This window comes from Enterococcus sp. AAFC-DPL-5146, assembly GCF_058216635.1.
Genome location: NZ_CM177103.1, coordinates 1671414 through 1696949, shown reverse-complemented (window position 1 = coordinate 1696949; position 25536 = coordinate 1671414). Strand labels below are relative to the sequence as shown.

At 35.3% G+C, this 25536-nt stretch carries 24 protein-coding genes, 1 other RNA gene and 2 pseudogenes; 22 read left to right on the top strand and 5 right to left on the bottom strand.

The window, feature by feature from the left end; translation table 11 throughout:
- Positions 1–119 precede the first annotated feature (119 nt).
- The 4 genes from AC4BB2_RS07660 (at position 120) to pyrG (ending at position 6115) form a co-directional block, all read left to right on the top strand.
- On the top strand, positions 120–1184 hold the full coding sequence (locus AC4BB2_RS07660; protein WP_490472372.1) for a dipeptide epimerase: 1065 nt from the start codon (positions 120–122) through the stop codon (positions 1182–1184).
- A 16-nt stretch (positions 1185–1200) separates the two neighbouring features.
- Positions 1201–2571: a transglutaminase-like domain-containing protein gene (locus AC4BB2_RS07655; RefSeq protein ID WP_490472371.1), complete on the top strand. Its 1371-nt coding sequence runs from the start codon at positions 1201–1203 to the stop codon at positions 2569–2571.
- Between the two features lie 32 nt (positions 2572–2603).
- A complete protein-coding gene (locus AC4BB2_RS07650) occupies positions 2604–4274 on the top strand; it encodes a peptide ABC transporter substrate-binding protein (RefSeq protein ID WP_490474682.1) in 1671 nt (556 codons plus the stop codon).
- 239 nt (positions 4275–4513) lie between these two features.
- On the top strand, positions 4514–6115 hold the full coding sequence (pyrG, locus tag AC4BB2_RS07645) for a CTP synthase (RefSeq protein ID WP_490472370.1): 1602 nt from the start codon (positions 4514–4516) through the stop codon (positions 6113–6115).
- 50 nt (positions 6116–6165) lie between these two features.
- On the opposite strand, the gene AC4BB2_RS07640 is transcribed toward pyrG, so the two are convergent.
- Positions 6166–8478 (bottom strand): PBP1A family penicillin-binding protein, encoded by a 2313-nt coding sequence (locus tag AC4BB2_RS07640; RefSeq protein WP_490472369.1) that lies wholly within the window; start codon positions 8476–8478, stop codon positions 6166–6168.
- The gene (recU, locus tag AC4BB2_RS07635) at positions 8468–9109 is read right to left on the bottom strand and encodes a Holliday junction resolvase RecU (RefSeq protein ID WP_490472368.1); all 642 of its coding nucleotides are present in this window, start codon (positions 9107–9109) and stop codon (positions 8468–8470) included. Before recU ends, AC4BB2_RS07640 begins: the two co-directional genes overlap by 11 nt.
- A gap of 61 nt (positions 9110–9170) precedes the next feature.
- Between recU and AC4BB2_RS07630 the strand changes: the two genes are divergently transcribed.
- The 7 genes from AC4BB2_RS07630 (at position 9171) to nth (ending at position 14904) form a co-directional block, all read left to right on the top strand.
- Complete coding sequence (locus AC4BB2_RS07630; RefSeq protein ID WP_490472367.1) at positions 9171–9710, top strand: SLOG family protein; 540 nt, start codon at positions 9171–9173, stop codon at positions 9708–9710.
- 96 nt (positions 9711–9806) lie between these two features.
- Positions 9807–10238: a cell division regulator GpsB gene (gene gpsB, locus AC4BB2_RS07625; protein WP_490472366.1), complete on the top strand. Its 432-nt coding sequence runs from the start codon at positions 9807–9809 to the stop codon at positions 10236–10238.
- 23 nt (positions 10239–10261) lie between these two features.
- An RNA gene (gene rnpB, locus AC4BB2_RS07620) (RNase P RNA component class B) lies at positions 10262–10676 on the top strand.
- 130 nt (positions 10677–10806) lie between these two features.
- On the top strand, positions 10807–11970 hold the full coding sequence (locus AC4BB2_RS07615; protein WP_490472365.1) for a THUMP domain-containing class I SAM-dependent RNA methyltransferase: 1164 nt from the start codon (positions 10807–10809) through the stop codon (positions 11968–11970).
- A gap of 10 nt (positions 11971–11980) precedes the next feature.
- Entirely contained in the window at positions 11981–13480 is a 1500-nt protein-coding gene (locus AC4BB2_RS07610; RefSeq protein ID WP_490472364.1) for a carboxypeptidase M32, read from the top strand.
- A gap of 48 nt (positions 13481–13528) precedes the next feature.
- Positions 13529–14245, top strand: coding sequence for a DnaD domain protein (locus tag AC4BB2_RS07605; protein ID WP_490472363.1), 717 nt, complete (start codon positions 13529–13531; stop codon positions 14243–14245).
- An 11-nt stretch (positions 14246–14256) separates the two neighbouring features.
- Positions 14257–14904, top strand: coding sequence for an endonuclease III (gene nth / locus AC4BB2_RS07600; RefSeq protein ID WP_490472362.1), 648 nt, complete (start codon positions 14257–14259; stop codon positions 14902–14904).
- 53 nt (positions 14905–14957) lie between these two features.
- On the opposite strand, the gene AC4BB2_RS07595 is transcribed toward nth, so the two are convergent.
- Together AC4BB2_RS07595 and AC4BB2_RS07590 are read right to left on the bottom strand one after the other, a co-directional pair.
- Entirely contained in the window at positions 14958–16760 is a 1803-nt protein-coding gene (locus tag AC4BB2_RS07595) for a glycerophosphoryl diester phosphodiesterase membrane domain-containing protein (protein ID WP_490472361.1), read from the bottom strand.
- Between the two features lie 86 nt (positions 16761–16846).
- A pseudogene (locus tag AC4BB2_RS07590) lies at positions 16847–17236 on the bottom strand (TVP38/TMEM64 family protein); the annotation flags it as partial.
- A gap of 498 nt (positions 17237–17734) precedes the next feature.
- Here AC4BB2_RS07590 and AC4BB2_RS07585 point away from each other — a divergent pair.
- The 4 genes from AC4BB2_RS07585 (at position 17735) to rplS (ending at position 20976) form a co-directional block, all read left to right on the top strand.
- On the top strand, positions 17735–19102 hold the full coding sequence (locus AC4BB2_RS07585; RefSeq protein WP_490472360.1) for an Nramp family divalent metal transporter: 1368 nt from the start codon (positions 17735–17737) through the stop codon (positions 19100–19102).
- Positions 19103–19221: 119 nt separating this feature from the next.
- Positions 19222–19746, top strand: a complete 525-nt coding sequence (gene rimM / locus AC4BB2_RS07580; RefSeq protein WP_490472359.1) for a ribosome maturation factor RimM — start codon at positions 19222–19224, stop codon at positions 19744–19746.
- The gene (gene trmD, locus AC4BB2_RS07575; protein WP_490472358.1) at positions 19736–20485 is read left to right on the top strand and encodes a tRNA (guanosine(37)-N1)-methyltransferase TrmD; all 750 of its coding nucleotides are present in this window, start codon (positions 19736–19738) and stop codon (positions 20483–20485) included. Before rimM ends, trmD begins: the two co-directional genes overlap by 11 nt.
- Before the next feature lie 143 nt (positions 20486–20628).
- The gene (gene rplS / locus AC4BB2_RS07570) at positions 20629–20976 is read left to right on the top strand and encodes a 50S ribosomal protein L19 (RefSeq protein ID WP_069644564.1); all 348 of its coding nucleotides are present in this window, start codon (positions 20629–20631) and stop codon (positions 20974–20976) included.
- Between the two features lie 134 nt (positions 20977–21110).
- On the opposite strand, the gene AC4BB2_RS07565 is transcribed toward rplS, so the two are convergent.
- Positions 21111–21536 (bottom strand): tyrosine-type recombinase/integrase, encoded by a 426-nt coding sequence (locus AC4BB2_RS07565; RefSeq protein ID WP_490472357.1) that lies wholly within the window; start codon positions 21534–21536, stop codon positions 21111–21113.
- A gap of 350 nt (positions 21537–21886) precedes the next feature.
- On the opposite strand from AC4BB2_RS07565, the gene AC4BB2_RS07560 reads away from it, so the two are divergent.
- The 7 genes and pseudogenes from AC4BB2_RS07560 (at position 21887) to AC4BB2_RS07530 (ending at position 25286) form a co-directional block, all read left to right on the top strand.
- Positions 21887–22051, top strand: coding sequence for a hypothetical protein (locus AC4BB2_RS07560; RefSeq protein WP_490472356.1), 165 nt, complete (start codon positions 21887–21889; stop codon positions 22049–22051).
- Positions 22052–22378: 327 nt separating this feature from the next.
- Positions 22379–22969, top strand: coding sequence for a hypothetical protein (locus AC4BB2_RS07555; RefSeq protein WP_490472355.1), 591 nt, complete (start codon positions 22379–22381; stop codon positions 22967–22969).
- A 96-nt stretch (positions 22970–23065) separates the two neighbouring features.
- Positions 23066–23263 (top strand): hypothetical protein, encoded by a 198-nt coding sequence (locus AC4BB2_RS07550; protein ID WP_490472354.1) that lies wholly within the window; start codon positions 23066–23068, stop codon positions 23261–23263.
- Between the two features lie 94 nt (positions 23264–23357).
- Positions 23358–23870, top strand: a complete 513-nt coding sequence (locus tag AC4BB2_RS07545; protein WP_490472353.1) for a hypothetical protein — start codon at positions 23358–23360, stop codon at positions 23868–23870.
- A 297-nt stretch (positions 23871–24167) separates the two neighbouring features.
- Positions 24168–24461, top strand: a complete 294-nt coding sequence (locus AC4BB2_RS07540; protein ID WP_490472352.1) for a hypothetical protein — start codon at positions 24168–24170, stop codon at positions 24459–24461.
- Between the two features lie 209 nt (positions 24462–24670).
- Positions 24671–25006: pseudogene (locus AC4BB2_RS07535) on the top strand (HNH endonuclease).
- Positions 24993–25286 (top strand): hypothetical protein, encoded by a 294-nt coding sequence (locus tag AC4BB2_RS07530; RefSeq protein WP_490472351.1) that lies wholly within the window; start codon positions 24993–24995, stop codon positions 25284–25286. The pseudogene AC4BB2_RS07535 and the gene AC4BB2_RS07530 overlap by 14 nt, the downstream one beginning before the upstream one ends.
- The last annotated feature ends 250 nt before the right edge of the window (positions 25287–25536 follow it).

Genomic DNA, 25536 nt, shown 5'->3' with positions numbered 1-25536 from the left:
TTAATTAAAAAAAGAATGCTTATTTTGTCATTTGGAAAGAATTATTTATTTAAAGCTGTTTAGAAAAAGACCGCAAATATGAGTACAAATTTGTAGAAAAGAATACTGGGGGGCATGAAGTGAAAATAACTAAAATTAATGTAGAACCAAAAGCAGTAAAATTGAAGGAACCAATTACTATTTCACTTGGCACGATTGAGCATTCAATGAGTGCTATCGTTGAAATTGAAACGGATGAAGGAATTGTAGGTTATGGGGAAGGTTCACCCGGCATTTTGATTACTGGGGAAACGTTACAAGGAACGACAGAGTGCATCCAACTGTTTGAAAAACATTTATTGGGTGTTGATCCTTTAGATATGGAAAAAATCCACAGTATCATGAATTCAGTGGCGGCGCAAGCGCCCTCAGCAAAGACAGCAATCGATATTGCTTGTTATGATTTATTTGGGAAAAAAGCCAATTTACCTGTTTATAAACTTATCGGTGGGAATGAATCTTCTGTTAAAACAGATATGACAATTGGAATTGATACACCTGAGAGAATGGCAGAAAAAGCAAAGCTGGCAGTATCTCAAGGATTTGATACATTAAAAATCAAAGTTGGCACAGGCTTCAATTCAGATATTGCTCGAATTAAAGCAATAAGAGAAGTGGTTGGCAGTCATATCCATTTGCGTTTAGATGCTAATCAAGGTTGGAAACCCAAAGAAGCCGTTAATACAATTAATCATCTAGCTGAATACGGAATTGAATTAGTCGAGCAGCCGGTTGCTTATCAGGACATTGAAGGATTAGCTTTCGTTACAAATAACGTGTCAACACCAATTATGTCAGATGAAAGCTGTTTTAATTCTAAAGATGCATTACGTTTGATTAAGGCTCGTGCCGTTGACTTTGTTAATATCAAATTAATGAAATGCGGAGGAATTCATGAAGCGCTGAAAATAAATAGCATCTGTGAAGCGGCAGGTGTTGAGTGTATGATCGGATGTATGGTGGAAGAAACCAACATTGGTGTGACTGCCGCGGCTCATTTGGCAGCAGCAACAAAAAATATTACAAGAGCAGATTTAGATGCTACATTTGGCTTAAACGAAGTGGCAATACCTGGCGGTGTAGGTTTGGAAGCCGTTAGCCTCATTTCTTTATCTGATAAAGCTGGATTAGGTTTGAGCAAATAAGAAAGGTGAGTGACAAATGTATTATGATTTAAGCTATATGAGTGTACCGTTGCCGGAAGATATTATTAAGTTGAAAAACTACGGTGATTTTGATGGTGCTGAAAAGCTAATCGAACACCTACTATCTAATGAATTACCTGAAGCATTGAGAAAGCGTTTGGAGATTGAACAAGACATTATTCGTATTGTTGGGATTAACGAGTACCCTTTTGGTGTGACTGAAGCAAATAAAATGATGAAAGAAACTTTCAAAGATTATCAAGAACAAGAATTAACACGCCTGAAAGAAATAGGAAAAGTAGATTGGCTTTATATTGACGGCAAGGTTCATTTTCAACGTCGTTTTTTAATGAATCTAATCAAGACGCAAGCTGATTATGAAGCAAGATTACTTGTTAAAGAAGATAACGAAGTAGATCGATTGAGAAAACAAGAGTTGACTCAAAATGTTCAATTGATGAAAGCAAAGGGCAGCAGAAAAGTAAAAATCCATTTGAAAACCAGTATTCAAGTGAAAAAAGAATACGAACGTCCAGGAGAAAAAGTACGGGTGTATCTACCATTGCCTAAAGACTGTAAACAAGTTTCTGATATCCAAATTTTAAAGACTACGCCAGAAGCAACATTTATTGCACCCGAAGAAGAAGAACAACGAACTGTTTATTTTGAAACGATTTTAGAAGAAGATCAAGTTTTTTCAGTGGAATATAGTTATATCAATCAAGTAGAGTATCTTGAGTTGGATCCAGAAAAAGCCTCTGAAGAACAGCCAGAATTTGAGCTAAGTGAGCAATGGCCTCATATACGTTTCACACCTTATTTGGAGCTGTTGCTTGATGAAATTTTATCTGGTGAAATGAACCCAATAAAAAAAGCACGAAAAATTTATGATTTCATCACAACTAAAGTCAATTACTCATTTATGAGAGAGTATTTTACCATCGACAACATTTCAGAGTATGCTGCAGTGAATTTAAAGGGGGACTGCGGTGTTCAAGCGATTTTGTTTATCACTTTATGCCGGATGGCTAACATCCCGGCAAAATGGCAGTCAGGACTATATGTGTCACAATACTATACTGGATGTCACGACTGGGCACAATTTTATGTGGCGCCTTATGGATGGGTTTTCGCTGATCTATCCTTTGGCGGGGGAGCACGTAGAAATGGTGATTTAGAGCGCTGGAATTATTATTTTGGTAATCTAGATATCTATAGAATGCCAGCAAATAGTGAGATTCAAAAAGATTTCAATCCTCCAAAACAGCTTTTGCGAGCTGATCCAATTGATAATCAACGGGGAGAATTTGAATATGAAAACCAAGGTCTTCCATATGCATACTTAGAAGTGAAACAAAAGTTGATTGCGATGGACGAACTTGTTTAATAAATAAAAAAGAGAAGGAAAAGGTGGAACGTATGAAAAAAGGGATTAAAAGCAGTCTTGTATTAGTGACAACAATACTATTGCTTTCAGCTTGTGGGGGAAATAGTAGCAACAAATCAAATGATAGTGCAAGTAAAGGTGGTTCAAAAGAACAAAAGTCTTCAAAAGTCTTGAATTTAATGGAAGCTTCTGAAGTAGGTTCTATGGACACGATTTTTACTCAAGATGAACCTAGTGTAAATGCACAAAGTAATGTTTTTGAAGGACTTTATCAATTAGATGAAAAAGATAACGTTATTCCTGCTGTGGCAAAAGAGATGCCAGACATTTCAGAAGACGGAAAAACGTATACCATCAAACTTAGAGATGACGCAAAATGGTCAAACGGTGATAAGGTCACAGCAAATGATTTTGTTTTCGCATGGAAAAAAATGGCTGATCCTAAAAATCAAGCGAACTATTTTTTCTTAATGGATGGAACGATTCTTAACGGAACAGAAATCGTAAATGAGGAAAAATCAGCAGACGAATTAGGTGTCAAAGCGTTAGATGATTACACACTTGAAATAAAAATGGCTAAACCAGTGACTTACTTCACATCGTTATTAGCATTTTCACCTTTCTTTCCACAAAATGAAAAATTTGTGACAGAAAAAGGCAAAGAGTATGGAACATCCAGCGAGAATATCGTGTCAAACGGACCTTTCTTAATGGAAAACTGGGATCAATCTTCAATGTCGTGGGATTTAGTCCAGAATCCAGATTACTATGATGCAGATAAAGTGAAATCAGAAAAAATCCATTTTGAAGTACTAAAAGAAACAAATACCGTGTTTAACCTTTATGAATCTGGTGAATTAGATGTAGCCGTTCTTACAGGAGATTTTGCTAAACAAAATAAAGATAATCCAGATTACGAAGCGATTCAGAGATCAAAAGTCTATTCATTAAGAATGAACCAAAAAAGAAATGACAAACCATCGATCTTCGCAAATGAAAATGTTCGTAAAGCAGTTGCATATGCCCTTGATAAGAAAAGTTTAGTTGAAAATATTTTAGCAGATGGTTCAAAAGATATTTACGGATATATTCCTAAAGATTTTGTTTCAAATCCTGAAACAGGAGAAGACTTCAGAAAAGAAGCTGGAGATTTAGTTAAAACGAATGAAAAATTAGCCAATGAATATTTAGAGAAAGCTAAAAAAGAATTGAATGGAGATGTAACAATTGAACTCCTATCCAAAGATGGGGATGGCGATAAGAAAGTTGCTGAATTTATTCAAGGACAATTGGAAAAAACACTACCAGGATTAAAAATAAATGTAAAAACGGTTCCTTTGAATAACTCAATTGAGTTAATGAAAAAAGGAGACTATGAACTTTCTGTCAGTATGTGGGGACCAGATTACCAAGATCCAATGACTTTCTTAGAAAGTTCTGTTAGCACAAAAAACAAAACAAGTTATCGTAGTGAAAAATACGATAAATTAATTGATGATGCGTCGAATAAATACGCAAATGAACCTGAAAAGCGTTGGGAAACATTGATTGCTGCTGAAAAAGTGTTAGTAGAAGAAGATGTTGCGTTGATTCCACTATATCAACAAGCAAGAGGACAATTAGTACGTCCAGGTGTTAAAGGGATCGAATATCATAACTTTGGAGCAACTAGCACTTATAAAAATGCTTACATCAAAGAATAAATAATGGATGCTGTATATATTTAAAAAAAAAACAAAAATCTTCTAATAGAAAAACTTGACCTCAAACAGATTTGCTTGTATTATACTACTTGGGCACCTTTAAGAAGGTCAGAAGTTTACAACGAATTTCAGCTCCCTATTCATTTTGGATAGGGAGCTTTTGCTTTTTATGGCTATTAAAAAGAATCGTTGTTCACTCATCTCTACAAATCTATTTTGAGAAAGGGTTTTTTTATATTATGACAAAATATATCTTTGTTACAGGCGGCGTGGTTTCTTCAATTGGTAAGGGAATTGTCGCAGCATCTTTAGGACGTTTATTAAAAAATCGCGGCTTAAAAGTAACGATTCAAAAATTTGATCCATATATCAACGTGGATCCAGGAACAATGAGTCCTTACCAACATGGAGAAGTTTTTGTCACAGATGATGGTGCCGAAACAGACTTGGATTTAGGTCACTATGAACGATTTATTGATATCAACTTAAATAAATATTCAAATGTGACAACAGGGAAAATCTATTCAGAAGTATTAAGAAAAGAACGTAAGGGTGAATACTTAGGAGCAACTGTACAAGTTATTCCTCATATCACGAATGAAATCAAAGAAAAAATCATGCGTGCAGCCAGCATGACAGATGCTGATATCATCATTACAGAAGTCGGTGGAACAGTCGGTGATATTGAATCATTGCCGTTTTTAGAAGCATTACGCCAGATGAAAGCTGATGTGGGTAGCGACAATGTAATGTACATTCACACAACCTTGATTCCATACTTAAAAGCTGCTGGTGAAATGAAAACTAAACCAACTCAACATAGTGTGAAAGAATTGCGCAGTTTAGGTATCCAACCTAACATTTTAGTTGTTCGTACAGAGTTACCAGTTTCTCAAGGCACAAAAAATAAATTAGCTCAATTTTGTGATGTTGCACCAGAAGCTGTTATTGAGTCACGTGATGTGGAAACTCTTTATTCTATTCCTTTGGCTTTACAAGCTCAAAACATGGATCAAATTGTCTGTGATCACTTGAAGCTAGATGTGCCAGTCGCTGATATGACAGAGTGGCGTAAATTGGAAGAAAAAGTATTAGGCTTGAAGAGAACGACTAGAATTGCACTAGTTGGAAAATATGTAGAACTTCCTGATGCATATCTTTCAGTAGTAGAAGCATTAAAACACGCTGGATTTGCTTTTGATTCTGATATTAGTATTGATTGGGTTGATTCGCAAGAATTGACTGCCGATAATATTGATGAGCGACTAAAAGGTGCTGATGGAATCTTAGTTCCAGGTGGTTTTGGTGATCGAGGTGTTGAAGGGAAAATCGAAGCAATTCGTTTTGCTCGTGAAAATGATGTGCCGTTCTTAGGGATTTGTCTAGGGATGCAAATGGCTTGTGTAGAATTTGCTCGCAATGTTGTCAAATTAGAAGATGCTGGGTCAGCAGAAAATAATCCTGATATTCTTAATAACATTATTGATTTAATGGCCGATCAAGAAAATGTTGAAAACCTTGGTGGAACATTGCGCTTAGGCTTGTATCCATGTAAGTTGAAAAAAGGTAGTGTCACTGCTGCAGCTTATGAAGGACAAGAAGTGGTGCAAGAGCGTCACCGTCATCGTTATGAATTCAACAACAAATACCGTCAATTATTTGAAGAAAATGGCTTAGTATTTTCAGGGGTTTCACCAGATAATCGCTTGGTTGAAATTGTTGAATTACCTGAGAAAAAATTCTTTGTGGGTTGTCAGTTCCATCCAGAATTGATTTCTAGACCAAATAGACCACAACATTTGTTCAAAGGATTTGTTGAAGCAGCTTTAAATAATCAATAAAGAAAAAAGTACGAAGTCTGAAAATCAGACCTCGTACTTTTTTTTAAAACTTAAGATGAACGCCTTCGAACTGTGTTATTTGGTGTTATTGGAGTAGTAGGTTGCGTCGACTCACTACTTGGCACTGTTTCAGAAGATATTGTTGGTTCCGATGGTTCGACTGGTTGACTTGATGAATTTGGTATTTCACTAGATGGAATTACTGGTACTTCGGTTTGAGAAGGAACAGTGTTACTACTTGTTGCTTCAGTACTTGTCGAACTTTCTGTACTTGAAGAAGCATAAGAACCAGTATCTGAATTAATTGGTTGTTCTTCGTAGGCACCTTTCACATATAGTTCGCTACCAGATCGTATAACGCTATCTGGCATTGTCCAATCGTCATTAGAAACACCTTCTGAGAGATAAGTCATCATTTCTCTGTAGACATCAGAAGCAGTTCCCCAATATTCAAACGGAATAGGGGTTAATCGATTCTTATAGCCTGTCCAGACAGAAACGGCATAATGAGGCGTGTAACCAACAAAAGTACTGTCAGGAGCGATACTAGATGATTCAGAAGCACCTATTTTTGCTAGGTCCTCGTCGGTATAATTAGCTGTTCCTGTTTTTCCAGCTTGAATTAATCCTGGTATTCCAGCATTAAATGCGGTACCGCCACCGATAACATCTTTAAGCATATCTGTCATCATATAAGCAGTTGAATCTTTCATAGCACGTTTGCTTTCAGTTTGTGTTACATCTTCTGAACCATCTTGATAGACTACTTTGTTAACGTAATAGGGTTTATTGTAAACACCCATGTTGGCAAATGATGCATAAGCGGCAGCCAACTTCAAGGAAGAAACTCCGTATTTGTTTCCACCTAAGTCAATAGTATTACTTGAAATTGCATTAGCAGCAACGATTTGTTTAAATTCAATTCCTAAGTTTTTAAGGAATGCAGCAGATTTATCACTACCAACAGCATCGAATGTTTGAATGGCTGTTGTATTACGAGAATACATAATGGCTTTGCGCATTGTAAGAGCTCCATAATATTGCATATCTGCGTTTGTAACTGGTATATTTGTTCCTTCATAATTAGTTGGTTTATCAAGCATTATTCGTCCAGTAGAATAATTCAAGTCTTCAATGGCTGGACCGTAATCAGCGATGGGTTTCATTGTTGAACCAACATCACGATCTGTTTCAACAGCCGAATTAGTACCCAACTGAACATCATCTGGAATGTTACGACCGCCAATTTGAGCTTTGACTTGACCCGTTTTGACATCAATGACGGTTGAAGCAACTTGGAAATCTTGGTCAGGATATTGAACATATGTGTCACTGTTGACAATATCATACAGACGTTTTTGGGCATTCATATCAAGGTTGGTATGGATTTCTAACCCGTCAGTGTAGACATTTTTCCCCATTTTTGAGACTTCATCAATAACTTCTTTAATATAGTTGTCAACGATTTTACGATTGTCATTAGACTGTTTTAATGGCTGTAATCCGTCGTCTATTGGGGTCGCTTTGGCATCATCATATTCTTTTTGCGTGATTTTATCGTTTTCTTTCATAGTGTATAACACAACATCACGTCGTTCTTTCGCAATCTCAGGTTTTACATAAGGATCATAATCATTTGGCGCTTGTGGCATTCCGGCTAATAATGCTGTTTGCGGAAGTGATAGCTCAGATAATGGTTTACCATAATATGTTTGAGCGGCTGTTTCCATGCCGTATAAACCATTTGCCATATAGACTTTATTGATGTAATAAGTTAGAATTTCTTCTTTTGATTTTTCTTTCTCTAACTGTATCGCAAGCCACGCTTCTTGCGCCTTACGTTTAAGGTTTTGATCTTTTTCTGTTGTAGAGAAGTAAGAAAGTTTGATTAGTTGCTGAGTGAGCGTACTACCACCTTGAAGACCACCTGTTTTAAAGTTAGAAAAAGCAGATCCTAAAATTCGAATTGGATCGACACCGCTATGTTTGTAAAAGCGTTTGTCTTCAACTGATACGACAGCATCTTTCAATAATTGAGGAACTTCAGTTGGTTTAATCATTTCCCTTTTTTCAGCACCTAATTCTTCAAACACTTCATTGTTTGCATCGAAAAGTTTAGAAGAAACGGTTGCACTTAGTTTCTCATCATCTAGTTTAGGTGCCTCTTTGGCATAGGACCAGAAAAGACCTAAACCAGCGAGAAAACCAATGATTCCTAGGAGAATCAATACTAGAAATAGTTTTAGTAGGATTCGTTTTTTCTTCGGTTTTTTGCCCCCATTAGAAGGGGTGTTTATAGTGCTGTTAGAATCAGGAGTATGTCCATGCCTAGCAGCACGTGATCCTATTTCATCAGTTGTCATTAATCGCAACTCCTTTGTTTGATTGAATATGTTGCTTCACTGCATCCAAATATGGGATTCTAGGCGCAATGCCAATTTGGATTTCTATCCCATTATTTTCAATAATGGGTAAAGGCAACGATTTTTTTCCAGTGCTCTCTTGTTTTGACCAGCAGGTGACCAAATCTTCTCCGCTAAAAAAGAAACACCTATTCAACGAAGAGAACCATAATAACACAAAGCAAATTCCTTTTTGCGCCAAACATTGTTGAATGTGATCAATCTGGTGTTGATGGAAGTTTTTTAAAGGAAAAGAGGTTTTATTCTTTGTTTCCTTTGCTTCGAAATCCAGATAATAACCATTATATACACCATTATAATCAGTTGTTGAAGCTTGTCTAAAGTAAGCTTCTTTGATTACAGCAGCACTGCGGCTAGGATAATCAACTTTTACAATTTGAACGGGAGTGGGCTTTTTATGGATGACCGCTGTGTTGCGCATTAAATAATACGCATTACTTTTGTTGATTTCTTCTTCAAAATCCATTCCTCGTTTACCAAATTGAATTGTTTTTTGGTTTTTTACTTGTTTTTTTGATTTAGGTACTTCATGATTGTTATAGGGAGTACCATTAGGATAATGAAAAGCCATTTCTATCACACTCCTAGCCAACATTATAACAAAAAATCTTTATGAAAGAAAAGGAATGTCTATGGAAAACGTAAAAACACTTTATGTGACTGGTTATAAAAGCTTTGAAATCGGGGCTTTTCAAGACAATGATCCGAAAATAGCAGTTATTAAAAATGTATTAAAAAAGGAAATTATAGGCTATTTAGACACTGGATTAGAGTGGGTTTTGGTTTCCGGGAATCTTGGCACAGAAATTTGGGCGGCAGAAGTTGTGGCAGAATTGAAAAATGATTATCCAGAATTAAAATTAGGGCTGATTTATCCATTTAAAGAGTTCGGCAGCAATTGGAATGAAAAAAATCGTGGAAATTTAGAAAAAATTGAACTTTTAGCCGATTTCGTAGATTCTGTGAGTCATCAACCTTATAAATCTCCAGCCCAATTAAAAATGCATACACGTTTTTTATTAGAACATTCTGGTGCTAGTTTGTTGGTTTATGATAAGGAATATCCAGGGAAGACGGAGTATTTCTTAAAGGATGCGGAACTTTTTTCTGAAAAATTTCCGTATGAAATTCGCCTAATAACAATGGATGATTTACAAAACTCGATGGAATAGTGATAATCTGTTTGATTTTCTGTCGATTTTCCTATACAATAATGCTGTTGAACTATGAACTTTTATCCTAATCAAAGAAAATAACGAGGTGTAAGTATGGCAAATTTAGTATACAGTCCAAAAGATATTTTACAAAAAGAATTTAAAACAAAAATGCGCGGCTATGATCCAGTTGAAGTTGATGAATTTTTAGATAACGTAATCAAAGATTATGAAGCGTACAACAAAGAACTGTTAACTTTACAAGAAGAAAACAACCGTTTATTAGCTAAGCTTGATCAAGCGTCTAAAGTACAGCAAGCAATGCCTCCACGTGGCGGACAAGAAATGCCTAAGAGTGCAGCTGTAACAAACTTCGATATTCTAAAACGTTTGTCTAATCTAGAGCGTGAAGTATTTGGTAAGAAATTAGATGATACTCCTGCTTCAAATCCAATTTCAGGTATGAGTCATTCTAATCCGTACGAAAGTAATTTGCATAATCCTTACGAACGCGAAGTAGATAACTCAGAAACACGTCAATTTTAATTAATCGAATAAAATATTTTGTAATTTTCGGGTGATCGCGGTTTGAATTATTCAAGCTGAGGAAAGTCCATGCTCGCACAGACTGAGATGTCTGTAGTGTTCGTGCTTAGCGAAATCATAAGCTAAGGTACTTGATTTAGTAAAATAAGCTAGTTTTTCAACAAACTTATTTTTACTTTTAAGAGTAACGGCAGGAAAAATGACTAAGGTTTCGGCTATGTCAAAGTACCCTTGAAAGTGCCACAGTGACGAAGCAATTTTGGAAACGGAATTGGTGGAACGCGGTAAACCCCTCGAGCGAGCAACCCAAACAATGGTAGGGGCGCTCTTCTAAAGGAAATGAACGAGTAGAAGAGGCAGATTAATTTCTGCAGATAGATGATGACCGTCGAGTGTTTTTCCCTGAGAGGCACTCGATACAGAACATGGCTTACAGAAAATTACAAGTATTCAGGATGACCTTCCAACTTTGTTGTGAAGGCTTTTTTTAAAGTAAGAGATACTCTAGAGTATTTTATATAGTCGAACAAATTAGTTCTTAAGATCATCAAGAACAAGAGGAGATATCATGACAAAAGAGAAAACATTTAAACTTGTTGCTACAGCGGCAAGCGGATTAGAAGCATTAGTAGGAAAAGAATTACGCGATTTAGACATTCCTTGTGAAGTAGAAAACGGTAAAGCTTTATTTGAAGGGAATATGGAGACGATTGCTACAGCCAATTTATGGTTAAGAACAGCTGACCGTGTGAAAATTATCGTGGGTGAATTCGATGCATTTAGCTTTGATGAATTATTCGAAAAAGTCAAAGCACTGCCTTGGGAAGATTATTTACCAATGGATGCAGAATTTCCTGTAGCTGGAAAATCTATCAAATCGAAACTATACAGCACACCTGATTGCCAATCAATTACTAAAAAAGCAATCGTAAACCGTTTGAGAGAAGTGTATCATCGACCTGCTACAGTTCCTTTAGCTGAGACTGGTGCTTTTTTCCAATTAGAAGTTGCACTTTTAAAAGATCATGTAACGTTGACGCTTGATACGACTGGACCCAGTCTATTTAAGCGAGGCTATCGAATTGAAAAAGGTGGGGCACCTTTAAAAGAGAATATGGCAGCAGCTTTAGTGACTCTAACAAACTGGCGTAAAGATCGTCCCTTTTATGATCCTGTATGTGGTTCTGGTACGATTTGTATTGAAGCGGCCTTGATGGGGCATAATATTGCACCTGGCTTTAACCGAGAGTTTGTTTGTGAGACGTGGGATTGGTTTGATTCGGCTATTTTTGAAAAAGTTCGTAAAGAAGCTGATGAAAAAGCGGATTATGATATCCAGCTGGACATTATGGGTTCAGATATCAATGGGAAAATGATCGAAATTGCCAAAGCAAATGCAGAAGAAATCGGTTTAGGAGATTCAATTACATTTAAGCAACTAGCTCTGCGAGATTTTACTACAGAAAAAGAATATGGTGTAATGGTTGCAAATCCGCCATACGGAGAACGTTTGGGCGAAGAAGAATCTGTGCGTAAATTATATAAAGAAATGGGAGAAGTCTTCCGTCCTCTTAAAACCTGGAGTAAATATATTTTAACCAGTGATTTAACTTTCGAACAATATTATGGAGCAAGAGCTACTAAGAAACGAAAACTTTATAATGGTGCATTACGTACTGATTTATTCCAATATTGGGGAGAAAGACCACCGAGAAAACCAAGAGAAGAGTAGGTGAAAGAATATGAAAGAACAAGAATTTTTACAAGAGATAAAAGAAATCCAGTTATTGAAAGAGGCGCTAGGATTGCTAGAATGGGATAGCCAAACAGGGATGCCGGAAGCGGGTAGTGAATTCCGTGGAGAAACTGTTGGGTATATATACGGGATGGCATTTGAACGAAGTGTAGGACCAAAAGTTCAAGAAGCCTTAGCTTATTTTGACTCACATTCTGATGAGTTATCAGAAGTGGGTTTGTCTGTCTATGAGGATGTTAAAAAAGATTATGAGCTGAATCATAGCATTCCAGCTGAAAGAATGCAGGCCTATAATACAGCCCTAACAAGCGCTCATACAGCTTGGCTAAAGGCTAGAAAATCTAAAGATTTTAGCAAGATGAAAGCAGAAATTCAAACAATTATTGACTTCTTAAAAGAGTTTATTTCCTATTGGAAAAAAGATGAAGCGACGAATTATGATGTCTTATTAGATCAGTATGAACCTGGATTAACAGTTGAAAAATTAGATCAAATTTTTGAACAAGTAAAAACGGGTATTATGGAAATTAGAAAAACGATTGCTGAAAAAGGAACTGCTCCGCGTACTGACTTTTTGTTTAGACGAGTGACTAAAGAACAACAACGGAAATTTGTCATTGGTATAGCAGAAAAAATTGGGTATGATTTTTCTCGTGGTCGTTTAGATGATACGGTTCATCCGTTTATGTTGGCTTTGAATCGTAAGGATGCTCGAATCACGACTCGTTGGGATGAAAATAATTTTTCAATGGCAACTTTCGGCGTTATTCATGAAGCAGGTCATGGAATTTATGAACAAAGTATCGATCCTAAATATGATTACACACCTCTTGCAACAGGAGCATCAATGGGGATTCACGAATCGCAATCGTTATTTAATGAGATTATTATCGGTAGCAATAAGCAATTCTGGAAAAAACAATTTCCATTTTTCAAAGAATGCACGGAGGGGACATTTGATGATATTGATTTTGACACCTTCTATGATTCGCTTAAGGAAACAAAAGCTAGTTTAGTTAGAGTTGAAGCGGATAGTTTAACTTATCCATTGCATATTATTATTCGTTATGAAATAGAGAAAATGATTTTTAATGAAGATATTTCTGTCGATGAGCTTCCGCAAGTATGGAATGATAAATATGATGAATACTTAGGGATTCGACCAGAAAATGACCTAGATGGAATTGTTCAGGATGTTCATTGGTCTGGCGGTAGTTTTGGGTATTTCCCATCGTATGCATTAGGGTATATGTACGCAGCACAACTGCATCATGCAATGGAAAAAGAAATCGATGTTGACAATGTTTTGGCTAGCGATGATTATTCTCCAATCAAAAATTGGTTAACGCAACATATCCACCAATACGGGGCATCAAGAAAACCAAATCAGCTGATTCTAGATGCAACAGGAGAAGCATTGAACCCGCAATACTTGATCGACTATATGAAATCTATCTATTATGATGTGTACAATATTAAAGAATAACGGTTTTTATAGTTATATCTATTTAGTAGCAGAAAGTAGGGAGCAGTTATGTTATCAATTAATGAATATCTAAAAGCTGGTGAAACGACTGTCTCCAACTTGGTAATTGAGAACTATCAAAAAATTGGTTTAACCGATGAAGAATTTTTATTTTGGCTGCAATTGTTCCGTTCACAAGCAAAAGGAGATTTATTTCCAGATTTAGCAGATATCAGCCAGATTATGGGGAAATCAATTGATGTTATTTATAAACTTATGAATCAACTTGTTTCCCGTGGTTTTTTAATGATTGAAACAAAACAAAATGAACAAGGGCAAATGATGGATACGTATGATTTGCTGCCGATTTTTGATAAAATTGCTCTTTTACAACAAAAACAAATGGAGAAACAAAAAGAAGTGACATCAGAAGAAACAATCAAACAACTCTATCAAGGCTTTGAAAAAGAATTTGGGCGCCAGTTATCACCAATTGAATTAGAAATGATAGGACAATGGCTGGAAACGGATCATTATCAACCTGAGCTTATAAGATTAGCTTTGAGAGAGGCTGTATTGAATCAAGCCTATAGTTTGAAATACATTGATCGGATCTTACTTGCTTGGGAACGTAAAAATATCACAACAAAAGAGCAAGTTGCAGAAGATCAAAAGCGCAGAAAACAGGCATTGATTCAAAAAGAAATTGAGGAACAGGGCCCTGTTACTGAGTCAATTCCAAAAGTTACCCTACACAATTGGCTTAATCCAGAAGATAGTGAGTAGGAGGTAGATAGATGCTTTCAAAAGAGAAAACGATGGAAGCAATAGAAATCATGTATGATATGTTTCCGGATGCTGCATGTGAACTTACACATGAAAGTCCCTTTCAACTGTTGATTGCTGTTATTTTAAGTGCACAGGCGACAGATGTTTCAGTAAATAAGGCTACACCTGCACTATTTGCTGCATACCCAACACCTGAAACACTTGCGGCGGCTTCGGTTGAGGATATTATTCAAAAGATTAAAACGATTGGTTTATATCGAAATAAAGCGAAAAACATTAAAGCTTGTGCAGCTCAACTATTAGAACGTTTTGATGGTAAAGTTCCTGAAACGAGAGAAGAGCTGACTTCACTTGCTGGCGTTGGTCGTAAAACGGCGAATGTTGTGATGGGTGATGCCTTTGGTGAGCCTGCGATTGCAGTGGATACTCATGTAGAGCGGGTATCAAAACGTCTGCGAATCTGTAAATTAGACGCTAATGTTATGGAAGTTGAACAAACGCTGATGCGAAAAATTCCTAAAGAACTATGGGTGAAAACTCATCATACAATGATTTTTTTTGGTCGGTATCATTGTTTAGCAAGGAATCCAAAATGTGATACTTGTCCATTGTTATATATGTGTCAAGATGGCAAAACAAGGATGAGTGGAAAATAAAAATAAGAGCTTAAAGTAGACTGAAATGTTTACTTTAAGCTCTTATTTATTTTTTAGCCAATACCAATTACAAAGTGTAATAATTTATCTGAATAGGTTAGTTCATCTAAATCAGTCTTAATCGTTTCATTCAGCAATTTCAACTCGTCAGTAACGATACCATCTACACCATAAAACATCATACGTGTCATTGTATCTTCATCATTGACCGTCCAAGCATAGACTTTTTTTCCGTCATCATGAGCTGCATTGATAAAGTTTCGATTTAAAGTTGTATATTCCATTGTAAAGAAATCAACATTTGTAATTGGTGGTCCTACAATATTAAAAGGAAGAATGTAGCCAACATAAAACTTTGGTTCCTCTTTTTTCAATTGCGTTGCTGTGTTAAAAGTTAATGTATGAAGAATATGTTTTTCGGATAAGATTGTTTTCCGATATTTCTCAGTAAAGCGTTTGACTAAATCTGGACTATCTTGAGGTGTCGTTTTGATCTCAATTAATAGTTTTTGATTGAGTGATTTTGCTTTATCTAGATAGTCATCAAAGGAACAAACACTAGCTTTCATTCCATTTTCTTTGACAGTTAATTTAGTTAATTCTTCCAAAGTCAGTTGATTGGGTCTCTTGTCTACCCCAGTCAATTTTTTTAAATTAAAATCATGCATGACAACAAATTGCTTGTCTTTGGTTTCTTGTATATCCATTTCCACATAACTAGGATGCTCTAAACTCGTTTTTTCAAGTGCTGGCAATGTGTTTTGAACACCATTTGAGGCATCAACACCTCTGTGAGAAATTGTTAGTGGCTCTGTAACCGATGGATTGCTTAAATAATTAGTATTGTAAGTTCCAACACCAATCCCAAATATCGCGGCGATAAAAGCAAATAAACCAATTTTTAGAGCTGTCCATTCTTTTTTTGTTTGTTTTGGCTGGTTGAAAAACCATTGTGGCAAGTCTGGTAAAAATCCTTCATCATCCATATAGTCAATCGTGATATAGAAAATTCCGACAGTAGAAAAGATGATATTAAGGAGTAAAATAAATTGTAATAGTGTCATTGCAACCACAGCACTGATTAGCGCATAATTTGGAAAAGCAGACTCAATAATTGCTTGAACGCTCAAAATTACAGTATAGCTGACAACAAAAACTAAAAGAATACTTCCACCAATTACAACAAACTGTCCGAGAATTCTAAAAAAGTGATTCTTTGTTGAGCGCCAACTTTCTTTTATGGCTTGACGAAAAGGGACATCTCTTAAAATCATTTCAGGCAGTGCAAAGATGAGACGAATGGAAAGGTAGAAGAAGATTAAATAACCTAAACCAACTAGAGCAATGATTGTCACACGATTGGCAAAGATAAAATCCATAATAAATGCTGGAACTTTTATTTTTGCTAATAGATCTGAATTGAATCCTAACCCGCTTAGGGGCAAAACAAAGAAAAAATAGAACAGGAAAAAAAGAATAGTGCTAAAACGAATTTTCTTTAGTTGCAGGAATGTCCCTTTAAGCAAATTTGTTAGAGAGATTGGCTCTCTTTTTTTTATGAAAAAAATGCTCAATAGTAAAAAGGTAAATTCAAAAAATACTGCAATTACAATTGCCAAAAGTACGATAATCAAGGCAATTAGTACGCCAGGATGTTTTGCTAAAATGATTGGAATTGTATCATAAGATAAGTACTCGATTTTTCCTTGTTTTAAGATAAAACGTGTTGAACTAGCCAAAAGTGGGAGTAGTATAAAAAGCATAAATCCATGCATCAATAAAACATCGCGGAAATAGGCTGTGGTTCCTGAAAAAAAATCAATCATATTTTTAAAACTATTCTTTAAGTATTTCATTATGTAATCCACCTTTATGTAGAAATAAAAGGGATAGGATACAATTGCATCCTATCCAGCTAATGTTTATTATATAGTTTAAAGCTTTAAAAGCCCAATAAACCGTTTAAGAATGTACCACCATAAATCAAGGCTAAACTATATAAGAAGATTGAAACAGGTTTTGCCAAGATAATGATTAGTGTAAATTTCTTTAAAGACATTTTAGTTAAACCTGCCATCAAACAAAGAGCATCATCTGGAGCAATTGGAAGGAAAATGGCTAATGCGAAGAGACGTTCAAAGCGCTTTTCGTTGTCCAACCAGCCGATATATTTGTTATAGGTCTTATCGCTAACTAAACTTAGAATAAATGGTTTCCCATAATGTCGTCCTAATAAGAAAATAATGACTGAACCAATTGCAATACCTACGTAGTTATAGATAAAACCTGCATAAGGGCCAAAAATCAGAACCCCTGCAGCACAACTAATACCACCAGGAATGATAGGAATGACAACCTGAATAATCTGTATCAACATAAATAAAACAGGTCCCAAAATAACTGAGTCACCGACTAATCCTCTCAAAGCGTCTACATCTTTAAAAACACCTAATCGTATAAAGTAAATTGTCACAGCGATTGTGGCGATCATTCCTACGATAGAAATGCCATTAATAATCTTTCTTGAAAGTGCGATGCTCATTTGTATCATCTCCTTAAAGTAACTATCCTTAGTATAAAAGTCTTCTTCTTATTTTACCATTGTTAGTAGTCGTTTTTCACGAACAAAGTTGTAAGAACTAATCTATAATAAAAATTATACGAAAATCACGTAATGAAAACATCCTACTTTAGACTGAATTGGAAAAAATAACTAAGAGTTTACTATTTACAAGAAACAATGAGAGGATTATAATAAATTTAAGGATTATGGCGCACCTAAAAATATAATAATTTAAACCTGATAGATATAGATGAAAGAAGGAGAAACATGAAAGAAGAAAAATCAGAAACTGAAAAATTACTGGAGTATGCTAATGGCCCCAGTCTAGAAGAAATCAATAATACTGTTGAAGTACCAAAAGATGCTAATTTTTGGCGTACATTATTAGCGTATAGTGGTCCAGGAGCCTTAGTTGCAGTTGGCTATATGGACCCTGGTAATTGGATTACATCTATTGCTGGTGGTGCAGAATATAAGTATGCCTTGTTAAGTGTCATTCTCTTATCCAGTTTGATTGCTATGCTACTTCAAAGTATGGCGGCTAAATTAGGTATTGTGACTGGTAGAGATTTAGCACAAGCGACTAGAGAGCATACCAGTAAAAAGACTGGATTTGTTTTATGGATCATTACTGAGCTTGCCATTATGGCAACGGATATTGCCGAGGTAATCGGTGGAGCGGTTGCTTTACAATTGCTGTTTGGTTTTCCATTACTACTTGGGGTAATTATCACGACATTTGATGTTTTACTATTATTACTTTTGACAAAATTAGGTTTTAGAAAAATTGAAGCGATTGTTTTTTGTTTGATTGCTGTTATCTTTTTTGTTTTTGCTTATGAAGTAGCACTTGCTGATCCGAATATTGGAGAAGTGTTACGTGGTTTTATACCAGATACTAGAATTGCTACTGATAAGTCAATGTTATTTTTAGCATTAGGAATCGTCGGTGCAACGGTGATGCCGCATAATTTATACTTGCACTCATCAATTGCTCAAGCAAGAAAATTTGACCGTAATGATGATGAAGAGAAGGCTAAAGCTATTCGTTTTACGACTTGGGATTCCAATATTCAATTGACTGTTGCATTTATTGTTAACTGTTTATTGCTGATTTTGGGTGGAGCTTTATTTTATGGAACAAATAGCGATCTAGGTAAGTTTGTTGACCTATTTGACGCATTAAAAAATCCAGATATTGTAGGGAATATTGCTAGTCCGGTTTTAAGTATTTTATTTGCAATTGCTTTACTTGCCTCTGGTCAAAACTCAACGATCACAGGAACACTTTCAGGACAAATCGTTATGGAAGGGTTCATTCATTTGAAAATGCCTCTATGGATGCGTAGAGTCGTTACACGGTTGATAGCGATTGTGCCGGTTATTATTTGTGTGATTCTTTATGGGGGAAGGGAATCAGCTGTAGAAGATTTATTGCTTTATACGCAGGTGTTTTTAAGTATTGCGTTACCAATCTCAATTATTCCTTTAACGATGTATACAAGCAATAAAAAAATCATGGGTCGGTTCGCTAATCCAATGTGGGTAAAAGTTTTAGCTTGGATAATCGCAATTATTTTAACAGCGTTGAATTTATTTCTTATTTATGGAACACTCACGGGTGTGAATGCTTAAACAAATTAAAAGAAGGCGATTCTTTATTGAATGGCTTTCTTTTTTTGTATATATAATAGAATTCAGTCTATAGAAATGGTAGAATGAGAAAGACTAAAATTTTGAAATGAGGGTTTTAAGTGACTGAATATTTAAATGTTGGGAAAATCGTTAACACCCAAGGCTTAAAAGGGGAAGTACGTATTATTTCTCAGACAGATTTTCCAGAGTTACGCTATAAAAAAGGATCAGTTTTGACATTATTTCAAGAAAAGAAACAACCCATTGAATTAACGATTAAATCTCATCGGAAACATAAAAATTTTGATATTGTCACCTTTGAAGATCATTTTTCTATCAATGATGTAGAAAAATATCGTGACGGTATTTTGAAGATATCAAAAGATGATTTAACAGATTTACCAGGAGATGAGTTTTATTATCATGAGATCATTGGTTTGACGGTTATTGATGAAAAAGATCAAGAACTTGGCAAGATCAAAGAGATTCTTTCACCAGGAGCTAATGATGTTTGGGTGGTTCAGCGTCCGAAGAAAAAAGATATATTAATTCCTTATATTGAATCTGTTGTTCAGTCGATTGATTTAGAAAAAGGAATCGTTCGCGTAGAAATTCCAGAAGGTTTGATTGACGATGAGAATTGATGTATTGACGCTTTTTCCAAGAATGTTTGAAGGTCCAATGGGAGAGTCAATTATTGGAAAAGCTGTAGAGAAAAATTTACTGGAGATCAATGTTTCGAATTTTCGTGATCATGCGGATAATAAGCATCAGTCAGTAGATGATTATCCTTATGGAGGTGGAGCTGGAATGTTATTAAAAGTCCAGCCAATCTATGATAATTTGAAGCGAATTGAAGAAGCAGCACCTGAGTCGAAGAAGCGTATTATTTTGCTAGATCCAGCTGGTAAACCATTTGATCAAAAAATGGCGGAGGAATTTTCTGAAGAAGAGCATTTAGTTTTTATCTGTGGTCATTATGAAGGGTATGATGAGCGTATCCGTTCTTTAGTGACTGATGAAGTTTCTTTGGGGGATTATGTGCTAACTGGAGGAGAGTTAGGTGCTATGGTGATGATTGATGCTACTGTTCGTTTACTACCTGATGTTTTAGGTAACAAACTATCCGCTCAAACTGATTCTCATTCAACAGGTTTGTTAGAGCATCCTCAATATACACGTCCAGCTGAATTTAATGGTATGAGTGTACCAGAAGTTTTAACGAATGGAAATCACAAGCTAATTGCTGAATGGCAGTTGAAAGAATCATTACGTAGAACCTATTTAAGACGTCCTGATATGCTTGAAACACTTGAATTGGATGATGAAATGAAAAAGTTTCTTGCTGAGATTATTGAGGAAGAAAATGCGACAAAAGACTAGACGATAAGTTGCCTTTAAAGAAAAATCCCTTTACAGCTAGGAAGAGCTGTGTTAAACTATTCCAGTGAGTGCAAAGCGCTCAACTATTACGATATTCCGCTGTGGCAGTGCCATAAGAATGTTTGGAATGAGGAGAAAAAAGAATGAATCCATTAATTCAAGAATTAACACAAGATCAATTACGTACGGATATCCCTGCGTTTCGTCCTGGAGACACTGTTCGCGTACATGCGAAAGTAGTCGAAGGAACACGCGAACGTATCCAATTATTTGAAGGAGTTGTTATCGGACGCCGTGGCGCTGGTATCAGCGAAACTTATACAGTACGTAAAATTTCTAACGGTGTTGGTGTGGAACGTACATTCCCATTACACACGCCACGTGTTGCTCAAATCGAAGTAGTTCGTTATGGTAAAGTTCGTCGTGCGAAACTTTATTACTTACGTGCATTACACGGTAAAGCAGCTCGTATTAAAGAAATCCGTCGTTAAAAACTTGTTATTAATTAACAGTAAACCCCTTGATTATCAAGGGGTTTTATTTTTTTGTCTATTATTAAATTGAATGATTAAGCTGAAATATTTCTTTAGTAATTTTGAAAAGGGGGCAGAAAAGGGGCGGAGGGCTAAAAAAGTTCAATGTCTTTTTTCAATTTATCTTTGACTCCTTTAGTAACGTGCAGATATATTGATTCTGTAATTCGACTGTTCTCGTGACCCACTCTATCTTGGATTGCGAAAAGAGGAGTACCAATTTCAGCCAATTTTGAAATATGAGTATGTCTAAAAATATGAGTGCTTAGAGGTTTATCAATTTTAGTTTTTTCTTTTAGCCACCTTAGATAGGTGTTGACCGCAGTGATTTGAATAGGTGTGTCTTTTGAGGTTGAGAAAACAAAAGGGGTTCCTGAATCTGGAGTTAACGTTAGTAGTTCCTCATAAATAGTGACTGCTTTTTTAGGTAAGTCAATTTCTCGCATACCAGCAGTTGTTTTAGTTTCCTCTGATTTGATCCGATACTTTACGTCCTCTTTTTTGTTTTGCCTTTTCATTGAATCTCTCTTGGTTAGTGTCAGTAATCAATATTTTCGCATCAGAAACTTGGGCTATACTGTCATAATCAAGAGGGATATTGTTAAAATCAATCAGATAAGAATCATCATCAATTATAGAGCCTCTAGAAGTAACGTAGTAAAGTATAGCCTCAACAGCAGGAGGTAGATTAAGATAATACGTAAATAGCGAAAAAATGAATAAGAAAAAATAAAACAGTTGCAAGAATAAAAATAAGTAGTATGCGTTTAGATAAAAACTTTTTCAAGAAAATCACTCCTTTTAAATAATTGTATCACCAGGAGCGCAAGAAATAAATATCTAAAACTGACGAAAGGAATGAGTGGGGATGGTCAGCGAAATTGTAAATTACATTTCCACAATTAAAGGCAATGACGATTGTCTAGACGATAACACCAAACAGATTAATGATTTTATCAAAAAATATACAACGAACGAAACAGAAGAGAAATTCATCAAAGAACTTAAGGATTTAATTATTAATATTATGTAACATGAAAGGAGCGGAGGTTTGTCGGCCGACACTAAAAAGCTCTTTACTCCTTTGTGATTATATGAAAATATTAGAATTATTTGCGGGAACAAGATCGATAGGAAAAGCCTTTTGAGGCAAAAGGTCATGAAGTTTTTTCGGTCTAATGGGACAAGCAATCATTAATCCTATATTAGTCTATGATATATTTTTCTATCTTTATTTCACTATATTTTTCACATCATTAGGTTTTCATGTATGGGGAGAGATCAAAGAAGAACTTTAGTTCTCTTTAAAATCATTTTTCACTCAGATATGATATAAGAAAAACATATCGGGGTGAAACAAATGGAAGTTGTAAAAATAAGTAAGGATGTACTTGAGCAAATGGACAGGCAAATTACTTTTGCTTATACGTTGGTTGGAATAGTTACAACATTGGCTTTTTTTATAGTAGGCTATCAAATTTATATTAACTCTAAGACAATAGCTAAACTAAAAAAAGAAAATGAACAGATGGTAAAAAAGATGTTAAAGCCATTATTTATTAGCCAAATAGCAAGTATTATGGATTTTAGTCCTAGAGAAAATGAAAAAACAACAAGAAGTTTACTTGATTTATACCCAAAATATTTCAGTGAAGATCAAGAAGTTACAGAATCTGTAACGAAAAAGTATTATGAATTACGGGGCGGTAAAATCAGCATGTACTTTGAACCGTTTTTAAACATGGGGGTTAAAGATTCGTATGGTAAGTTGTTGATGCCATATGAGGTAAAGGCTCATATGACTACAAAAGAACTAAATGATTTTCTTTACAAACACATGGAAAACTTAGATGAAAGTTGGGTAAAAATTCTGACGGATAACATAAAACAAATTGAAGAGTATGACAGGTATTTTGAAACAGTATTTTTTATATCTAAAGTTAATAAATAAGGATATGTAAAACATAAATTATATGTGATTTAAACAAGGAGACAGCTTAGCGGGCATCTCCTTTTTATATTACATAAAATACTTAGGAGGTAACTAATGATTGCCAAAGTGACATTACTTTTAAACGGCATCACATATTGCATCAAAGGTGAGCTAATCCGATTGGTGACTCAAACTAATAAACTTACCGTGTTCCAGCAGTCGGGAAAGACTTTAGATTCAGAAGGCAAAGAGATTGTCAGGTATACTGATTTTAGAGTTGCTAGCGACTTAGTGGGATTATATTTCAGATAACCGTCATTCGTGGCGGTGGCATTTTAAATTATAACCTTTCACTTTAGTGTTCTTTATGTTAAAATTAAGTTACTAAAAGTTAAGGAGTGGTTTGATGTTAAAGAAAAGTTTGTTAGTTGCAAGTTGTTTGGTAGTAGTCGGGGTGTTTGGAATAGCTAATATAGCAGAAGCGGAAGAACAAATGCCAAAAGCGTTAAATTATTCAGCAGCACGTGCATTGCCGCTGATACAAGAAGCAGAGCTAAAAACTGGAGAGTTTGTAGAGTTTAATGTTGGTGGATTTTCTAGCCAACAATTAGCATCGAAATTTAAAGTTAAATTTAAAATTGATTCTTGCGAACCAGAAGCGATCGTTGTTGATAGATTTGGTCTATACGATAACGTTCACAATCGATATAATTCTTTTGCGGGTTATGGTACGAAAGGAAGTATTGATTTTACAGTGCCTGATAATTTTCCGGGATCAGCAAATTTTGTGGGTAAAGAAAGAATTAGAGTTATGAATGCATCGGTAACAACACTAAAAATAAAAGTAGGGTTAACTTCGGGAATTCATGTGAAGTCCCAGGAAGTTATCGACTACAGCGATATTGATTTTGAATTATAATAAAACAAACAAGGAGACAGCTCAAAGGCTATCTCCTTTTCTTGTGCCTTGGTTTATACCTCTTAACCCTGTGACGGTGATAGATATCATGCAGTATTTTAACCATGGACAAAGTTTTAAACAGTATAACTAATATGCGGGTGGCTCCTTTGTTAGGTGGCTATGATCAGTATTATTATAACATAATTAACTAACCGTCATTCATGGCGGTTGTTTTTTTAGAGGAAGGAGTTTGATTGTGAAAAAAACCAAGAGCACAAACATAAAAAATTTACAGAACAAGATCATTTAAAAATTATGAAAGAGTTTCGTGATGGAAAGAATGTTGATAATATTGCTGCTACGTTTTTAGAAGTGCTGGGTTTATATGGGGTCACAGTAGAAGAAACATCAGCGCTATTATTTTATGTCATGCAGACGATTCTTCAGCAACCTCATAATAAATCAATGTTAGAACAATTGCACATAGATATTAATAAACCAACTGAAACAAGTGATGGTGTGGTTACGCCAGTTGATAAGGTGTTAGACATCCAACGTATTTATCTAGGGGTGTATCACGAAAAACTGAAAGGTGGCGGTGAGTTATGAAACAATCGGAACAAATAAAATTTACACTAAATAAGAGTGCTGTTCCTGAAGTGATTATTAATGGTGAAGAGGCGCCTGTTGTTTCTTGTTCGTATCAATACATGACATAAAACCCTATCGATGGTGGTGCAAATATGTTTGTAGGTTGGTTCTGACTTTAATCAAAAGACTTTGTATCACAATAGTTTAACTAATGAGACTTATATGCAGTGAGGATAGACACATCAACAAAAGCTTCACGAGCTAAGTTCTATTCCTCGCCTTCTTGGAAACAACTAAGGAGGCTATGTTTAGAATGCGATCACTATGAATGTCAATGGTGTAAAGAAGAAGGTAAAGTTACTACTCAATATAGTATTGATTAACATGGTAATCCAGTTGTTCTGGAAGTAGATCATATTAAAGAGTTAGAAGACTATCCGGAATTAGTTTTGGAGTTTACCAACCTTAGAACTCTATGTAAAGACTGTCATAACAGAAGACACAAGCGGTTTAACTATCGATCCAGTAAAAAGAAAAGAAAGTGGGAAGATGAATGGTGGTGAAAACATGCTAAAGTCAACAGGAATCAAGCCAATGCGAAAAGATATTTCGCCTAAAGAGGTAGTAGCTTTGTTAGGTTATATTAATTCGTATGAACGCATTACTATAAGGAATCTCATAAGCATGTTAAAGGTTTTTAGTTATGGAAACGAGGAACGACTTAATAATCTGACGAAATCCATCTTAGATATAGAACAAGAAGAATTAACGCAGGGGATTTTATCATTAACAGTTAAAGAATTTTATACACACAGATTAGCAAACAGGACCCCCATCGAATAATTTTGGTGTTTTTTTCCTTTGCGGGAAACCGGTGGATGGGGTCAACTTTCCAAATGCGGAGAAACAATTAACGTAAAATAAAGAATAGAAGCAAGGAACAGACAAAGTAAGATAATGCGATATATAAATATAGACTTTCCTTTGTTACTCGATACTTAAATAATGATAAAATTGCTAAAATAAAGAAAATTACGAATAAAACCACTATTTTCACCTCGAAAATAATTGTAACAGCTTTAAATAAAAATTA

Excerpts from the sequence above, each read along its gene's own strand:
- AC4BB2_RS07530 (WP_490472351.1), top strand. The coding sequence starts at position 24,993 with ATGAATGGTGGTGAAAACATGCTAAAGTCAACAGGAATCAAGCCAATG.
- AC4BB2_RS07605 (WP_490472363.1), top strand. The coding sequence starts at position 13,529 with ATGTTATCAATTAATGAATATCTAAAAGCTGGTGAAACGACTGTCTCC.
- nth (WP_490472362.1), top strand. The coding sequence starts at position 14,257 with ATGCTTTCAAAAGAGAAAACGATGGAAGCAATAGAAATCATGTATGAT.
- AC4BB2_RS07545 (WP_490472353.1), top strand. The coding sequence starts at position 23,358 with ATGTTAAAGAAAAGTTTGTTAGTTGCAAGTTGTTTGGTAGTAGTCGGG.
- recU (WP_490472368.1), bottom strand. The coding sequence starts at position 9,109 with ATGGCTTTTCATTATCCTAATGGTACTCCCTATAACAATCATGAAGTA.
- AC4BB2_RS07550 (WP_490472354.1), top strand. The coding sequence starts at position 23,066 with ATGATTGCCAAAGTGACATTACTTTTAAACGGCATCACATATTGCATC.
- trmD (WP_490472358.1), top strand. The coding sequence starts at position 19,736 with ATGAGAATTGATGTATTGACGCTTTTTCCAAGAATGTTTGAAGGTCCA.
- AC4BB2_RS07540 (WP_490472352.1), top strand. The coding sequence starts at position 24,168 with ATGAAAGAGTTTCGTGATGGAAAGAATGTTGATAATATTGCTGCTACG.
- AC4BB2_RS07610 (WP_490472364.1), top strand. The coding sequence starts at position 11,981 with ATGAAAGAACAAGAATTTTTACAAGAGATAAAAGAAATCCAGTTATTG.
- AC4BB2_RS07650 (WP_490474682.1), top strand. The coding sequence starts at position 2,604 with ATGAAAAAAGGGATTAAAAGCAGTCTTGTATTAGTGACAACAATACTA.
- pyrG (WP_490472370.1), top strand. The coding sequence starts at position 4,514 with ATGACAAAATATATCTTTGTTACAGGCGGCGTGGTTTCTTCAATTGGT.
- AC4BB2_RS07585 (WP_490472360.1), top strand. The coding sequence starts at position 17,735 with ATGAAAGAAGAAAAATCAGAAACTGAAAAATTACTGGAGTATGCTAAT.
- AC4BB2_RS07565 (WP_490472357.1), bottom strand. The coding sequence starts at position 21,536 with ATGAAAAGGCAAAACAAAAAAGAGGACGTAAAGTATCGGATCAAATCA.
- AC4BB2_RS07560 (WP_490472356.1), top strand. The coding sequence starts at position 21,887 with ATGGTCAGCGAAATTGTAAATTACATTTCCACAATTAAAGGCAATGAC.
- AC4BB2_RS07640 (WP_490472369.1), bottom strand. The coding sequence starts at position 8,478 with ATGACAACTGATGAAATAGGATCACGTGCTGCTAGGCATGGACATACT.
- AC4BB2_RS07630 (WP_490472367.1), top strand. The coding sequence starts at position 9,171 with ATGGAAAACGTAAAAACACTTTATGTGACTGGTTATAAAAGCTTTGAA.
- AC4BB2_RS07655 (WP_490472371.1), top strand. The coding sequence starts at position 1,201 with ATGTATTATGATTTAAGCTATATGAGTGTACCGTTGCCGGAAGATATT.
- AC4BB2_RS07615 (WP_490472365.1), top strand. The coding sequence starts at position 10,807 with ATGACAAAAGAGAAAACATTTAAACTTGTTGCTACAGCGGCAAGCGGA.
- AC4BB2_RS07555 (WP_490472355.1), top strand. The coding sequence starts at position 22,379 with ATGGAAGTTGTAAAAATAAGTAAGGATGTACTTGAGCAAATGGACAGG.
- gpsB (WP_490472366.1), top strand. The coding sequence starts at position 9,807 with ATGGCAAATTTAGTATACAGTCCAAAAGATATTTTACAAAAAGAATTT.
- rplS (WP_069644564.1), top strand. The coding sequence starts at position 20,629 with ATGAATCCATTAATTCAAGAATTAACACAAGATCAATTACGTACGGAT.
- AC4BB2_RS07595 (WP_490472361.1), bottom strand. The coding sequence starts at position 16,760 with ATGAAATACTTAAAGAATAGTTTTAAAAATATGATTGATTTTTTTTCA.